The organism is Legionella stuttgartensis (assembly GCF_977063405.2).
Genome location: NZ_CDRUHA020000022.1, coordinates 153,334 through 167,566 on the forward strand (window position 1 = coordinate 153,334; position 14,233 = coordinate 167,566).

A 14,233-nucleotide genomic window follows, 5' to 3' on the forward strand; every position below is an offset into this window, starting at 1 on the left:
GTAAACTTGACAAAGTGCAATTAAACAAGAAGTTGAATACAAAAATGAGTGTATGCTGCACTTTTAACAAGAGCTACAATTTTATTACTATAGTAATTCTAATGTTCTGAATATTTGACGCAATAATTTTATCCATTAATCCATTAATTAGCTATCATTATTCATTAAGAATTAAATCAAAACAGAAAAAGACCCTGTCACTCCATTAAGTGATAATTGACGCTTTAAGCTGTCGGCCATATTTTTTGAGCCAAATGGGCCAACCCTCACAATATAATGTTGCTTATAATGTTCGATATAAACTGGAGATGGAGTAATATGAGTTAATTTATCTTTTAAACGCTTTGCTAAAACTTCCGTTGTAAAAGCACCTGCCTGAAGATAATAATGTGCCTTACCTGCTGGTCCCATTAATGTTTCAATTTCAACAGGGGCAGTTCCTTTCGGAAAGACACCGAGTTTTAAAGCCGCAGCATAGGATAAATCGATAATCCTATCTGAATGAAATGGGCCTCGATCATTAACTTTAACAATTGCAACCTTTCCATTGCTTAAATTTTTAACCTTTACATAAGTAGGTAAAGGTAAAGTCTTATGTGCAGCGGACATTACATACATATCATAGGGCTCGCCGCTTGAAGTTCTTTGTTTGTGGAATTTTGTTCCATACCAGGAAGCAGTGCCTCTTGCTTTATATCCTGTTGAGCTTCTCAGCACTTGATATGAGCGTCCATCAACAGAATATTCTGATATATTACCATATCGACTTAAAGGTTCTTTGGACGGTACAGGCTCTTTAAAGCTAATGTTTCTAGATTTGGTCGGGGCCCCATCTTGGCGTTGAGTATATCGATTTGTTTTATTTTTATAACGGTTATATATGGAATTATTTGTATTTTTCTTATTCTGAGTTACTTGTCGTGTAGACTGCTTGGTTCCTGATGATGCAGAATCAAGAGACTGATTTGTAGTTTGACAACCTGCTAATATAATCGTCACGGCAATAAGTATCTTTCGCATATTATCCATTTTTAATTATTGTTTTCTGGCTAATATACAGAAATATCACGTAATTTCGAAGATTTATTTTATTTCCGAAAAAAAATTCATTATTTTTCATCTGCTATTTTGTTGCCTGCAAAAGGCTGTGGTACTATATCCACATTTTTGCAATTGGACTCGATAACAACATGACAAGAACAACGTCTATTTTATTAACTACTTTGTTTATTATTACATTATTTGTACAGTCAACTAACTCTATGGCCGATGAAGGATCGTTACCTACAAAACCTACCGCGGACTTGGAAAGACCATCCCCAACAGTGAATAATAAACCTTTAGTCACTCCTGCAGCCCCGATGCTTAATGCGAAAGCGTACATTCTGATCGATGTAAACAGTGGCAAAATTATTGCTGAGAAAAACAGTGAGGAACGTTTGCCTCCTGCCAGCTTAACTAAAATGATGACTTTATATGTAGTATCGAATGCGCTGCGTCACGAACAAATTCACCTCACCGATAACGTACGAGTAAGTCGTGAAGCTTGGAAAATAGGTGGCTCTCGCATGTTTATCAAAGAAGGCCAACAAGTTCCAGTTGAAGACCTGCTCAAAGGGATTATTGTTGACTCAGGCAATGATGCATGTGTTGCAATGGCAGAACATATTGGTGGCACTGAAAATTCATTTACTGACCTTATGAATCAGCAAGCTCAAAACCTTGGAATGAAAAACAGCCATTTTACGGATAGTACTGGCTTGCCTGACGCTAATCTTTATACTACCGCAAAAGATCTAGCAATCCTTGGTAGGGCATTAATTATTGACTTCCCCCAATATTATGACTGGTATAAACAAAAATGGTTTACCTATAATGGTATTCGTCAACCCAATAGAAATCGCTTGTTATGGCGTGATAATCAGGTGGATGGTATAAAGACAGGTCATACGAATGAAGCAGGTTTTTGTCTTGTATCATCAGCAAAACGCGACAATATGCGATTACTTGCTGTTGTTCTTGGCGAACCAAGTGATTCTTCTCGTGCCGATGATAGCGAAAAATTACTAAACTATGGTTTCAGGTTCTTTGAAACGCATCAGCTTTACAAGTCTGGTCAATCGATTTCTGAGCTTTCACTTTATAAAGGAAGTGTTGATAAAATAACTGTAGGTCTAAATGAAGATCAGTACATCACTATTCCTACTGGTCAGTATCAACGTCTTACTATTTCTACTAAAGTTCCTTCTTACCTCGAAGCCCCCATTAAGAAAGGCGATAAAATAGGTGATTTGGTAGTCCAATTTGATAATAACGTTGTATCAACTCGACCACTTTATGCTTTGCAAGATGTTGAATCAGGTGGTTTTTACACTCGAACAAAAGATTCAATACGTCTGGCATTTAAACGCTGGTTTGGCTCCTAAGATTAATAGGGTTTAAGGATGGAAAAAACAACGATAATTGAATTTCCCTGTTACTTTCCTATAAAGGTAATAGGGAATAATTCGACTGTTTTTCTTGAAGAGATCAGAGAAATTACCGTCACACACTTTCCTAATATTACGGAAGATGCGCTGACTCATAAAATGAGTAAGGATTCCAATTACTTAGCAATAACTGTTACTGTTTATGCTGAAAATCAAGACATGCTTGATGCATTTTATAGAGCCATTACCCAGCATCCTGATGTGAAAATGGTTCTATAATGAAAATACGACAGCTAGGTATTCAAAACTACAATGATGTTTGGCTGCAAATGAAGGAATTTACGCAAAATCGTGACGTAAATACACAAGATGAGCTTTGGCTTTTAGAACATTCCCCTGTCTATACTCAAGGACAAGCAGGAAAATCTGAGCACATACTAAATCCTGCATCCATACCTATAGTGCAATCAGATCGGGGAGGACAAGTGACCTACCATGGACCAGGCCAGCTTGTTGCATATGTTCTAATGGATATTGGTAGAAAAAATTTAGGAATAAGATCGTTGGTTGGGAAATTAGAGCAGATTTTAATTTCTGTTCTTGCACAATATCAAATTGAAGGTTCTATTCGTTGTGGTGCCCCAGGAGTATATGTCAGGGAGCAAAAAATCGCCTCAATTGGGTTAAGAGTAAAAAATGGTTGTACTTATCACGGAATTGCACTTAATGTTGATATGGACTTAAAACCTTTTTCAGGGATAAATCCATGTGGATTTGCAAAAATGGAAATGACTCAAATAAGTCAGTTTGTTCCTGCTGTGCAAATAGATGAAGTTAATCAACATTTCGTACAATATTTTCTACAACAATTTTATCCCTGAAAAATATGAACTTGTTCGTAGATTATGTACAGCCACTGACTGTCTGGTTGCAACAAAACCCTCACTGGTCTTTATTTATTACATTTCTAATTTCCCTAACTGAGTCTCTGGCGATTATAGGTAGTATTGTACCTGGCAGTGTTACGATGACTGCCATAGGAATCCTCGCTGGCTCGGGAATTATGCGTATTGATCTTACTTTATTAGCAGCGATTTTAGGGGCGGTCGCTGGTGATAGTCTGAGCTATATCCTGGGTTATTATTATAGTGAGCGGTTGACTGAAATTTGGCCGTTTAGTAAATACCCCCAATGGATACAATATGGTAAAGATTTTTTTGAAACCCATGGTGGTAAAAGTGTATTAATTGGTCGATTTGTAGGGCCTCTACGCTCTATTATTCCCGTCATTGCAGGAATACTGCATATGAAGCAGTGGCGTTTTTTTGTAGCAAATGTTTTATCAGCTATTGGCTGGTCGCTTTTATACATAATGCCTGGTGTTGCAATAGGTGCTGCAAGCCACGAACTATCTACCGAAAGCGCAACACGCTTATTTATATTAATACTTATTTTGCTTGCTGGACTTTGGTTTATTAGTTTGTTCATCAAACGCATAGTTGGAGTATTAAGCTCTATTTTAAAATTACACTTACATACTTTTTGGCTAAAACTTAAAAATAACACTTTATTTATTCAGGTGTACCATGCACTTACACCGTATGGTGAATCAAATCACTACCATACTGCTGCACTTGTATTGATAACCATGTTTTGTCTGCTTTTTTTCCTTGTACTTTTAGGACTAACTGTTGCAACACAATATCTGGCTTCGGTTAATTACCCAACCTATTTATTTTTACAAAGTTTTAATACACCAACTTTAAAAGTATTTTTTATCCTTTGTAGTCAATTAACCGCAACAACAACTATAATCAGTCTCTTTATTATTTGTTGTTGCTGGTTTATTTACCAGAAAAATAGAACAGCAGTTGTTTATTTATGTAGCCTTATTGTTTTTAGTAGTTTTTTAGCCTTATCACTTCTTTATTTTATTCATAGTCCTAGACCCTCTGGATTACTGATTGTTATGTCAGGATCTTCTTTTCCGGCGGTCAATCTTTTAATTGCTACGGCAATGTACGGATTTATTCTATTTTACCTTAATAGTACCTATGACATGTTCACGAACATGTCGAAGTCTATTATTTTTACAATTCTTGGCTTTAGTGGTTTAGGTGCTCTTTATTTAGGAGATTATTGGCTCACAGACATTTTAGCATCATACTTTGCTGGTACAACAGTTTGCTTAATTCACTGTTTGATTTATAGAAAATCCAATATTCCATACCAAAAAACAACACCGTCATTACTATTGATTTCTTTGCTTTTTATCGGCATTCTTTTACCTACATTTGGCTCCACCTACCTGAATTTTAAAACTTTATCTTATAACCATACTCCCTATCATAAAAAATTTAGTCTGAGCGAAAAAACGTGGTGGGGACAGGAAAAGCCTACTTTGCCAATTTACCAATTCAGTAGAATAGGTAAACGAATTAGTTTATTAAACCTACAATTCTCAGGTAACTTAGATACACTCCAAAATAGTCTGGAAAAAAATGGATGGAAATCACATCAAGATTCATTTTTTACAAACTTACTTCTGCGAATGAGTCAAAAGCCAAACACCGTTAAATTGCCATTATTTACTCAGTTATATGAAAATAAAGCGCCTATGCTGATCATGACCTATACCGATCAACAAACTAAGTTAACGTTGGAGTTAAGAGTTTGGGAGTCAAGTTATAATATATTAGAGTCAAACCAGCCATTATGGATAGGTAGTGTACATCCATCTAACCGTATCAAGAAGAAAATGAACAATCTGGGATATTTTCCAAATTTAATAAATCCATTAGATTATATGTTTAAAACTGAAAGTCCGTTTGAAGTCAAACAAATCAAATTACCCGAAACAATGATTAAAACAACAATATATCCAACACAACCTTACTTAACGCTTATTAAAGAAAAAAACAGCGAAAATACCAATTAATAATTTTTCCTTTGGCCGAATATTAATCAGCATTGATTCTTCTCATGATTGTACGAGTCAAACGACAGTATGCTCTGCATAATTATAGATTATTACTCCTAAACTCAAGATCACCATAATCTATACATATACAAAAAATACTGTTATAACTATATAGTTTTAAAGTAAATATCACTTAATTTTGAGAGTATGGCTCAAATGTATACACTGGGAAAATTAATCCAAAGTCTTTTTCCATTAATTGCTCTTGTACTCTTTATTATTGGAATTAAAAGAAACGCTATTTATTACATTATTTCCGCTCTTTGGCTTAGCCTTATTGCGCTACTCATTCATTTTCAATTCTCTGGAAATGAAATTTTTGGAACCTATTTTAACTATCTTAATGCGGGAATTTATTCGTTTAATTTACTTATCTTGCTCCTTGCCTTAATACAAGTCATATCGCATTTAAGTATAAAGGCCCCTACTTTTAGATATACATATACATTTATTAACGCACTTTTAGTTGTAGGAGCATTTATTCTTATTAGCAACTTGTGGATTAATGCCTTCTTCATAGAGAATAAGATGGAGGGAACGCCTATAATGCAAGTGGCCCTTTTTGAAAAACCTACGTATTGTGATAGTAGGTATGTATTTTATAAAATTGATCGTGACAGTTCTGTCGCGTACCTTTGTCCGAACCATTATGGTTTATTACCCTCTATAGGACATTTAGCAACGACTCCCGATTTCATTACAACTCAAATGTCATTACCAATAAAAAAACAAATGCTGCTAAAACAAAAAAATAAAAGTTAAATGTATTGATATGTTCTGAGAAGAGAATCAATAAAATAAAGCATTACATAACTATATTTATACGAGAAGTCTGGGAGGTTAAATTGTTCTTTGTATTAAGATTTGATAACATGCCAACAATCCATCACTCAAGTATTTCTATGAAACGGTTATTTGCATTTGTCATAATGATATTTAGCCTTAATTGCTATGCTATGGCTCCTAAACTTAATTGGGATCAAGCAGTAGATCGCGCAATAAAACGATATGGCTTACGTGTTGAACCGCAATTGAAATCTTACTTCTCCAAAGCTAAAGTAAGTTATCCTCCGAGTGATATTGCTTTACTTGCTTTTAAATCTGAAAGAAAGGTCGAACTCTGGGCTAAAAACTCTGATCAATCATGGAAACATATTCATGATTACCCTTTAACGGGATTCAGTGGTCGGCTAGGACCTAAATTACGTGAAAATGATAAACAAATTCCTGAGGGGGTTTATAAGTTAGTTAATTTTAACCCGTTCAGTAGCATGCATTTATCAATGATGATTAATTACCCCAATAATTTTGATAAACAAAAAGGTTATCAAGATGGGAGAAGAAATTTAGGTAATAATATTTTTATACATGGCAAAAACTTATCTGTGGGCTGTTTGGCTGTTGGCGATCTCGCTATAGATCAGCTTTTTATTTTGGCACGTCGTGTAGGACTAAGCAATATTCAGGTAATTATCGCACCCAACGATTTACGTAAGAGCAAGCCCTCTACCACTACCTTTGCACAACCAAGATGGCTTCCTGAATTATATAAACAAATTGCAGAATCATTAAAACCTTTTAGTAAAGAGAAAAAGACATATACGGCTTAGCGTCGTTACTTTGTAGCTGGGATTAACACAGTACAATCCAATGGCTACTTACCTCATCCCGAGCCATGCTCGGGATGATGAGGAAAATCCCTAGATTGCGGTGCACTAACTCCAACTATAAAACAACCATTATTCTTTAGGCAAAGAAGCTAAAAACTCAGTGACCTCTTTAGGTGTTAATTCATAACATTGTCCACGTGATAAAAATCTTGGCATTGTTAATACACCATAGCGAATGCGTATCAATCGACTTACTTCCACACCTTGTGATTCCCATAAACGTCGTACTTCCCTATTACGCCCTTCATTTAAGGTCACATGATACCAAGAATTCGAGCCTTCTCCGCCACGAAATTCCAAGCGAGTAAATTTAGCTATTCCATCGTCTAGTTCAACACCTTTTTGAAGAATATTTAAAGCCTCAGGACTAACTTGACCATGAACTCTAACTGCATACTCTCTTTCTAATCCATATTTAGGATGCATTAATTGATTCGCTAAATCACCGTTATTGGTAAATATAAGTAAACCAGAAGTATTTAAATCCAAGCGACCGACCTGAACCCAACGTCCTTGTCGCAAATGAGGTAGATGATCAAAAACGGTTTTCTCAAATTTAGGATCGTGACGACTTGATATTTCGCCTACAGGTTTATGATAAAGCAGAATACGGGTGTTTTGTCTCACTTTAAGGGGATTAGGAATTAATTTTCCTTTTACAGTGATTTTATCTTCGGCACTTGCAGAGTCACCTAGTTTTACTGGTTTGCCATTAACTTGGACCCAGCCATTTTCTATCCAACGTTCCATTTCTCGTCGAGATCCAAGGCCAGCCTGACTTAGTATTTTTTGTAACCTTTCGCTGCTCATTCAGTAATATACTCTTCATTAGGATTATGTAAAGTTAATGCTTCCATAACCTCAGGTAAGGTTGGAAGTTCATTTAAATATTTTAAATTAAAATAATTTAAAAATTCTCTTGTAGTCGTATATACAGCGGGCTTACCCGCCACATTTTTATAACCAGAAACACGAATCCATTCTCTTTCCAATAATGTTTTCATTATTTGACTACTAACTGCGACACCACGAAGCTCTTCAATATCAGCTCGGGTAACCGGTTGCTTATAAGCAATAATAGCTAAAGTTTCAAGCAAAGCACGAGAATATTTACTAGGTTTTTCAATTTGCATGCGTGCAACCCAGTTACTATATTCTTTTCTAGTTTGGATAATAAAGCCTGTCGCAACTTCAACAAGTTCAATAGCTCGTGATGTATAGTCTTCCTTTAAGTCATTAATAATAACACTTAAATGTTCTTTAGTTGGTCTTTGCCATTCATCGAAAACTTCTAACAATCTATCTATAGAGAGTGGTTCGCTTGAACTTAAAAGTAAGGCTTCAACTACTTTTTTTAATTCCTTTTCATCCATTTTATGCTGCCTGTAAATGTATTGGAGAAAATGCTTCATTTTGCGTAATCACAATGAGTGATTGTCTTGCTAACTCTAAAATAGCAAGCAGAGAAACAACCAAACCAATTCGTCCCTCCTCGATTGAGAACAATTGACTAAACTCCAAAACATTGTGTTCTTGGAGCAGTGACAATACGTGGCTCATTCGCTCACGAACGGATAGCGCTTCACGTGAGACTTGATGATGACTTGTCTGCTCTTCTCTTTGCAATAACGATTTCATTGCCTCAATTAAATCGACCAACTGTACCTCTGGATGAACTATTATTCGCTCAAGCTCAGAAGGAACTATTTGAATTGGTAAATGATCTCGCTCTTGTCGCGGAAGAGCATCAAGCAATTCCGCAGCAATTTTTATTTGTTCATAGGCTTGTAGTTTTCGTACTAAACTCATGCGAGGATCTTCTTCCTCCTCTTCGCCACTAGCAGGAGGAGCAGGAAGTAATAGCCGTGACTTAATTTCTGCAAGCATTGCAGCCATCAATAAATAATCAGCAGCTAATTCCAATCGTCTGCATTCCATCAATTGAATGTAATGCAAATATTGCTTCGTGATACTAACAATCGGAATATCCAATATATCGATATTTTGTTTGCGAATAAGATATAAAAGCAAGTCTAGAGGTCCACTAAAAGAATCTAACAGAACCTCAAGTGCATCAGGAGGAATAAACAAATCATCTGGGAGCTCCGTAAGCTCCTTACCATCAATAATTGCTTTTACTTCTGGTTTGCTTTCTAATTCAATATCCATGCTAATAACTCATTGTTTATTAGGCTCCTCACAGACACCTTCAAAGATCGACATAAATCTGTAATTTTAAAGTGGGTGGAGTAAAGTGAAACCTGAACGCCAATATATTCGTCCAGGATTTTTTCAAAAGTACCTATATAACGTCGAAGCATCAATAATCGAGTCCCATAACTTCTCGTACAGTACTCAAATTTTTACAAGCTACTTCCCGCGCTGCCTCACTTCCTTCAGAAACAATTCGCTTTACTGAACTCAAATCAGATTCATATTCAGTAATTGCTTCCTGGATGGGTTGTAATTCTTTATTAATTGCATCAACAACCGGCCGCTTGCATTCAACACAACCAATCCCAGCTGAACGACAGCCTTTTTGAACCCAATCTTTAACTTCATTGTTTGAGTAAATTTTATGAAACTGCCAAACGGGACATTTTTCTGGCTCACCAGGATCTGTTCGTTTGATACGTGCGGGATCTGTTGGCATAGTTAATATCTTTTTCTCAACTTGTTCAGGAGGCTCTCTTAGCATAATTGTATTATGATAAGATTTAGACATTTTTTGCCCATCAATGCCAGGCATTTTGGCAGTTTCAGTAAGTAGTGGATGAGGTTCTGGTAGAATAATTTTACCACTACCTTCTAAGTAACCTAGGAGACGCTCTTTATCACCAATAGACAAACTAGATTGATCTTCTAACAGTGCTTGCGCTGTTTTAATTGCCTCATGATTTCCATGTTCCTGAAATTGCCGACGCAACTCACTGTAAAACTTACCGTTCTTTTTTCCCATTTTTTTAATTGCTTCGGCAGCTAACTCTTCAAAATTAGGTTCTTTACCATAAATATGATTAAACCGACGCGCAATTTCTCTTGTAAGTTCAATATGTGACACCTGATCTTCGCCAACAGGAACATAATCAGCATGATAGATGAGAACATCAGCACTTTGTAATAAGGGATAACCTAGAAACCCATATGTTGATAGGTCTTTTTCCTTTAATTTTTCTTGCTGATCTTTAAAACTCGGTACTCGTTCCAACCACCCCAACGGAGTAATCATAGATAAAAGTAAGTGCAATTCCGCATGCTCTGGAACCCATGATTGAATAAATATTCGGGATAACCCAGGATTTACTCCACAAGCCAGCCAATCCACAATCATATCCCACAAATGTCTCTCTATAAAACCTGGCTCATCATATTGTGTGGTTAAGCCATGCCAATCGGCTGCAAAAAAGAAGCAATCATATTGATGTTGTAATTTAATCCAATTTTTTATTACACCATGATAGTGTCCAAGATGTAATCTTCCACTGACACGCATTCCAGAAACAACTCGTTTATTGGAACTAAATAATGCTGACATCAATATCCTCTTTATAAATATTAATTATTACTTAAAAGGTTCGGGATCACCCTTACCCTCCCTAATTATCACTGGATAATCACCAGTCAAATCAACTACCGTTGTTGGTTCTTGTCCACAATTGCCACCATCAATAACTAAATCGATCTGATGTCCTAACAGATCGTAAATCGCTTCAGGTTCACTCAATGGGGCTTTTGCACCCGGAAGAATTAATGTAGTACTCATTAATGGGGCTTCCAGACACTCCAATAGTGCAAGTGTAATCATATTATCAGGAACACGTAATCCCAGAGTTTTTCTTTTTGGATGCAACATTAAACGAGGAACCTCATGTGTTGCATTAAGAATAAAAGTGTAGGAGCCTGGCGTAAACGCCTTCAATAATCTGAATATGGGATTGGATACACGGGCATAAGTACCAAGCTGAGATAAATCACGACATACTAAAGTCATGTTATGATTTTTATCCAATTGGCGTAGTTTTCTAATGCGTTCAAGTGCCGCCTTATTTCCTAAACTACAACCCAATGCGTAGCCTGAGTCAGTAGGATAAACAATTAATCCACCTTCCTCAATAATATTCACCGCCTTTCTCAATAAGCGAGCCTGTGGATTATCAGGATGTAATGCAAAAAACTGACTCATAAAGTCCCCTGTTAAATGTTCCATTCATGCCAAATAGGTGTACAGTTTACTGGTAGTTGCTTCTGACCACCAAGCTTTACTCGCGAAGCAATATCACTATGATAATCTGAACCAGAAGAAGCTAATAAATGAAACCGAAGACATATCGCCGCCATTTCATTTACTTCAGTTACAGTCATCTCGCCTGAAACCACTTCTATTCCTACGCCACCAGCTTCTTTAAATTCATTAATTAACTCATGCAATTTAGAACGCGTCAATCCGTATTTAAGTGGATGAGCAATTACTGCCTGACCACCAGCAGCATTAATGCCCTCGACAGCCTCATGGATGCTAATCCAAGGGGTAGGAACATAGGCTCCCTTACCTCTCCCCAAAAAACGCTTAAATGCAGTAGCTGGGTCTTGAACTTTTCCTTCATTTACAAGAAGTTGTGCAAAATGAGGTCTGCCCACTCTCTGATGGCCCGCCAACTCACAAGCCTTTGAATAAGCGTCCGAAATACCAAGCAAACCTAATGCTGTTCCAATTTGTTGTGCACGCTCTATTCTATTTTGATTTTGTCGTTGAATCAGCTCAAGGAAATCTGCGGTATGATTAATTTGATAACCTAGAATATGTAATTCATGTTTTTTCCATCGGACACTAAACTCTATACCATTTATTATTTTAATCGAGGTGTTAGAAGCCGCTTGCAATAATTCAGGGTAACCTGCGACTGTATCATGATCTGTTAGTGATAAACACTGAATCTGTTTACTTTGCGCTCTTTGTATTATTTCTTTTGGACTTAAGCTTCCATCAGAAAAAATGCTATGACAGTGAAGATCAATCATGAATGAATGTTATATCAAAAAAGAATGATTGTAGCATAAATCTTGCAGAAGATGAGCGTTCTGAACTATTCTTGTGAGCCTAAACATTACACAGCTAAAAAATATAATAAATACTATACTCATAGTATATTACTTTTAAGGAAAACCAAAAGATAATGATCCATAATGTTCATCATGTTAAATTATGCAGAAAATCAATTGCCGCCCGAAATAATAAACAAGCTGACTTTCTCGATGCACTTGACCGCTTTGATATAACCTTTGCTGTTGGCCCTGCGGGAACTGGGAAAACTTATTTAGCGGTTTCTAAAGCCATACAATGTTTTGAAAAAGGTGAAGTACAAAGATTGATTTTTGTAAGACCAGCAGTCGAAGCAGGCGAAAAATTAGGATTTCTTCCAGGAGATTTAGTAGAAAAAGTACTACCTTATCTAAGACCTATTTATGACGCTCTATATGAAATGATAGGTTTTAAAGAAACACAAAAACTGATTCAAACCGATATTATCGAGGTTTTACCTTTAGCATTCATGCGCGGTAGAACTTTAAACGAATCATTTATCATCCTTGATGAGGCACAAAATACAACAATTATGCAAATGAAAATGTTCTTAACACGTATTGGTTTCGGTTCAAAAGCTGTCGTAACTGGAGATATGACACAAGTTGATTTACCAAAAGGTATTGATTCCGGACTTGCGCATGCAGTAGGATTATTCAAAAAAATACCGGAAATTAGTATTCATACGTTCACAAGTCGTGAAGTGGTACGACATCCGTTAGTATCTAAAATTGTTGACTGCTATGATCATGCATCAACAGGAAAAAATAAATGACTTATTATATCGATATCCAAAACGCAACTGATGAATCACTACCTGTGAGCGAGGATGAAATAATCCACTTGGCATCACTGGCTTTAAGAGATTATCAAAAAGAAGCTGAGCTCACTGTTCGCCTGGTTACTCCAGAAGAGATGATTCATTTAAATAATACATACAGAAAGCAAAATAAAACCACCAATGTATTGGCATTTCCCAGTTCGTTACCTGTGGAAATACAATTGGAATGCCCCTTATTAGGTGATGTCATAATTTGCCCGACAGTTTTATTAGAAGAAAGTCAGCAACTTAAAAAAACTTTAGAATCCCATTGGGCATTGATTTTGATTCATGGAATATTGCATTTATTAGGCTATGATCATATTAAGGATGATGACGCAGCCGTAATGCAAGCTATTGAAATTAAATTATTAGCTGAGCTTGGGTTTCCAAATCCTTACGACGCAGAGGGTAATGAACTTGAATAAAGAGGAAGATAACAGTACGTGGTTTGCTCGTTTTAAGCAGTTTTTACAAGGAGAACCACAAAATCAAGAGGAACTTGTTAGTTTATTAAGAGACGCACAAATTCGCTCTCTAATTAGTGCTGAAACGTTGGCAATGATAGAGGGAGCTATTTCATTCTCCAAAATGCGTGTACGAGATATTATGCTGCCCAAAAATCAGATGGTTTGTATTAAACAAGATGAGCAATTTTGCGACATTATACAAACAGTCACCCAAACTGGGCATTCAAGATTTCCAGTGATTACTGCCGATTCAGATGAAATCATTGGGGTATTACACGCAAAAGATTTATTACGCTATCAATCTGCTAATCTCGACTCATTTGACTTACTTGATATTTGTCGTCAGACGACGTTTGTTCCTGAAAGTAGACGTTTAGATAGCTTACTCAGTGAATTTCGCAGCAACAAAAATCATATGGCGATAGTAGTGGATGAATATGGTGAAGTTTCTGGTTTTGTGACTATTGAAGATATTATCGAACAGATAATTGGAGATATTGAAGACGAGTTCGATATCGATGAAGATGCCTACCTCAAGGCGCATGAAGATGGACACTATATTGTTAAGGCCCATATGCCTATTGATGAATTTAATGAACAACTTAAAGCAGATTTTAGTGATGAAATTTATGATACAATAGGCGGGATTGTAATGAATAGTTTTGGTCATTTACCTTCACGAGGGGAAACGATTACGATTGATTCTTTTGAGTTTAAAATTATTAACGCAGATGCTCGAAGGATCAAATTAATGGAATGTATTGATAAACGCAAGGCATAATGA

General features: G+C 36.3%; 16 protein-coding genes. 9 read left to right on the top strand and 7 right to left on the bottom strand.

The features are described from left to right. Positions 1 to 171 precede the first annotated feature (171 nt). Positions 172 to 1,020, bottom strand: a complete 849-nt coding sequence (locus ACWTEW_RS06280) for a septal ring lytic transglycosylase RlpA family protein (protein WP_454780859.1) — start codon at positions 1,018 to 1,020, stop codon at positions 172 to 174. A 170-nt stretch (positions 1,021 to 1,190) separates the two neighbouring features. Here ACWTEW_RS06280 and ACWTEW_RS06285 point away from each other — a divergent pair, with 170 nt between their 5' ends. The 6 genes from ACWTEW_RS06285 to ACWTEW_RS06310 all read left to right on the top strand — a co-directional run bounded on the left by ACWTEW_RS06285 (position 1,191) and on the right by ACWTEW_RS06310 (position 7,019). Further along, the gene (locus ACWTEW_RS06285; protein ID WP_454780860.1) at positions 1,191 to 2,426 is read left to right on the top strand and encodes a D-alanyl-D-alanine carboxypeptidase family protein; all 1,236 of its coding nucleotides are present in this window, start codon (positions 1,191 to 1,193) and stop codon (positions 2,424 to 2,426) included. Between the two features lie 18 nt (positions 2,427 to 2,444). Further along, on the top strand, positions 2,445 to 2,708 hold the full coding sequence (locus ACWTEW_RS06290; RefSeq protein WP_454780861.1) for an HP0495 family protein: 264 nt from the start codon (positions 2,445 to 2,447) through the stop codon (positions 2,706 to 2,708). Beyond that, positions 2,708 to 3,310, top strand: coding sequence for a lipoyl(octanoyl) transferase LipB (lipB, locus tag ACWTEW_RS06295; protein ID WP_454780862.1), 603 nt, complete (start codon positions 2,708 to 2,710; stop codon positions 3,308 to 3,310). Before ACWTEW_RS06290 ends, lipB begins: the two co-directional genes overlap by 1 nt. Before the next feature lie 5 nt (positions 3,311 to 3,315). After that, on the top strand, positions 3,316 to 5,367 hold the full coding sequence (locus tag ACWTEW_RS06300) for a VTT domain-containing protein (protein ID WP_454780863.1): 2,052 nt from the start codon (positions 3,316 to 3,318) through the stop codon (positions 5,365 to 5,367). 198 nt (positions 5,368 to 5,565) lie between these two features. Then, complete coding sequence (locus ACWTEW_RS06305) at positions 5,566 to 6,171, top strand: type I secretion system protein LssZ (protein WP_454780864.1); 606 nt, start codon at positions 5,566 to 5,568, stop codon at positions 6,169 to 6,171. Positions 6,172 to 6,311: 140 nt separating this feature from the next. Continuing rightward, a complete protein-coding gene (locus tag ACWTEW_RS06310) occupies positions 6,312 to 7,019 on the top strand; it encodes a L,D-transpeptidase family protein (RefSeq protein ID WP_454780865.1) in 708 nt (235 codons plus the stop codon). Positions 7,020 to 7,148: 129 nt separating this feature from the next. Here the strand turns inward: ACWTEW_RS06310 and rluB are convergent, their stop codons facing one another. The 6 genes from rluB to ACWTEW_RS06340 all read right to left on the bottom strand — a co-directional run bounded on the left by rluB (position 7,149) and on the right by ACWTEW_RS06340 (position 12,098). Continuing rightward, complete coding sequence (rluB, locus tag ACWTEW_RS06315) at positions 7,149 to 7,889, bottom strand: 23S rRNA pseudouridine(2605) synthase RluB (RefSeq protein ID WP_454780866.1); 741 nt, start codon at positions 7,887 to 7,889, stop codon at positions 7,149 to 7,151. Continuing rightward, positions 7,886 to 8,452, bottom strand: a complete 567-nt coding sequence (gene scpB, locus ACWTEW_RS06320) for an SMC-Scp complex subunit ScpB (protein WP_454780867.1) — start codon at positions 8,450 to 8,452, stop codon at positions 7,886 to 7,888. The genes rluB and scpB overlap by 4 nt, the downstream gene beginning before the upstream one ends. A 1-nt stretch (position 8,453) precedes the next feature. Next, a complete protein-coding gene (locus ACWTEW_RS06325) occupies positions 8,454 to 9,248 on the bottom strand; it encodes a segregation and condensation protein A (protein ID WP_454780868.1) in 795 nt (264 codons plus the stop codon). Positions 9,249 to 9,399: 151 nt separating this feature from the next. Beyond that, the gene (locus tag ACWTEW_RS06330; RefSeq protein ID WP_454780869.1) at positions 9,400 to 10,614 is read right to left on the bottom strand and encodes a tryptophan--tRNA ligase; all 1,215 of its coding nucleotides are present in this window, start codon (positions 10,612 to 10,614) and stop codon (positions 9,400 to 9,402) included. Positions 10,615 to 10,641: 27 nt separating this feature from the next. Further along, entirely contained in the window at positions 10,642 to 11,262 is a 621-nt protein-coding gene (locus tag ACWTEW_RS06335) for an L-threonylcarbamoyladenylate synthase (RefSeq protein ID WP_454780870.1), read from the bottom strand. Between the two features lie 11 nt (positions 11,263 to 11,273). Next, positions 11,274 to 12,098 (bottom strand): PHP domain-containing protein, encoded by an 825-nt coding sequence (locus tag ACWTEW_RS06340; RefSeq protein ID WP_454780871.1) that lies wholly within the window; start codon positions 12,096 to 12,098, stop codon positions 11,274 to 11,276. Positions 12,099 to 12,253: 155 nt separating this feature from the next. Between ACWTEW_RS06340 and ACWTEW_RS06345 the strand changes: the two genes are divergently transcribed. The 3 genes from ACWTEW_RS06345 to ACWTEW_RS06355 are packed head-to-tail and all read left to right on the top strand — an operon-like array spanning position 12,254 to position 14,230. Continuing rightward, on the top strand, positions 12,254 to 12,934 hold the full coding sequence (locus tag ACWTEW_RS06345; RefSeq protein WP_454780872.1) for a PhoH family protein: 681 nt from the start codon (positions 12,254 to 12,256) through the stop codon (positions 12,932 to 12,934). Then, positions 12,931 to 13,407: an rRNA maturation RNase YbeY gene (gene ybeY, locus ACWTEW_RS06350; RefSeq protein ID WP_454780873.1), complete on the top strand. Its 477-nt coding sequence runs from the start codon at positions 12,931 to 12,933 to the stop codon at positions 13,405 to 13,407. The genes ACWTEW_RS06345 and ybeY overlap by 4 nt, the downstream gene beginning before the upstream one ends. Beyond that, positions 13,394 to 14,230, top strand: a complete 837-nt coding sequence (locus ACWTEW_RS06355) for an HlyC/CorC family transporter (RefSeq protein ID WP_454780874.1) — start codon at positions 13,394 to 13,396, stop codon at positions 14,228 to 14,230. The genes ybeY and ACWTEW_RS06355 overlap by 14 nt, the downstream gene beginning before the upstream one ends. The last annotated feature ends 3 nt before the right edge of the window (positions 14,231 to 14,233 follow it).

Coding starts and splice junctions, on each gene's coding strand:
- ACWTEW_RS06280 (WP_454780859.1), bottom strand. CDS start 1,020: ATGCGAAAGATACTTATTGCCGTGACGATTATATTAGCAGGTTGTCAA.
- ACWTEW_RS06285 (WP_454780860.1), top strand. CDS start 1,191: ATGACAAGAACAACGTCTATTTTATTAACTACTTTGTTTATTATTACA.
- ACWTEW_RS06290 (WP_454780861.1), top strand. CDS start 2,445: ATGGAAAAAACAACGATAATTGAATTTCCCTGTTACTTTCCTATAAAG.
- lipB (WP_454780862.1), top strand. CDS start 2,708: ATGAAAATACGACAGCTAGGTATTCAAAACTACAATGATGTTTGGCTG.
- ACWTEW_RS06300 (WP_454780863.1), top strand. CDS start 3,316: ATGAACTTGTTCGTAGATTATGTACAGCCACTGACTGTCTGGTTGCAA.
- ACWTEW_RS06305 (WP_454780864.1), top strand. CDS start 5,566: ATGTATACACTGGGAAAATTAATCCAAAGTCTTTTTCCATTAATTGCT.
- ACWTEW_RS06310 (WP_454780865.1), top strand. CDS start 6,312: ATGAAACGGTTATTTGCATTTGTCATAATGATATTTAGCCTTAATTGC.
- rluB (WP_454780866.1), bottom strand. CDS start 7,889: ATGAGCAGCGAAAGGTTACAAAAAATACTAAGTCAGGCTGGCCTTGGA.
- scpB (WP_454780867.1), bottom strand. CDS start 8,452: ATGGATGAAAAGGAATTAAAAAAAGTAGTTGAAGCCTTACTTTTAAGT.
- ACWTEW_RS06325 (WP_454780868.1), bottom strand. CDS start 9,248: ATGGATATTGAATTAGAAAGCAAACCAGAAGTAAAAGCAATTATTGAT.
- ACWTEW_RS06330 (WP_454780869.1), bottom strand. CDS start 10,614: ATGTCAGCATTATTTAGTTCCAATAAACGAGTTGTTTCTGGAATGCGT.
- ACWTEW_RS06335 (WP_454780870.1), bottom strand. CDS start 11,262: ATGAGTCAGTTTTTTGCATTACATCCTGATAATCCACAGGCTCGCTTA.
- ACWTEW_RS06340 (WP_454780871.1), bottom strand. CDS start 12,098: ATGATTGATCTTCACTGTCATAGCATTTTTTCTGATGGAAGCTTAAGT.
- ACWTEW_RS06345 (WP_454780872.1), top strand. CDS start 12,254: ATGATCCATAATGTTCATCATGTTAAATTATGCAGAAAATCAATTGCC.
- ybeY (WP_454780873.1), top strand. CDS start 12,931: ATGACTTATTATATCGATATCCAAAACGCAACTGATGAATCACTACCT.
- ACWTEW_RS06355 (WP_454780874.1), top strand. CDS start 13,394: ATGAACTTGAATAAAGAGGAAGATAACAGTACGTGGTTTGCTCGTTTT.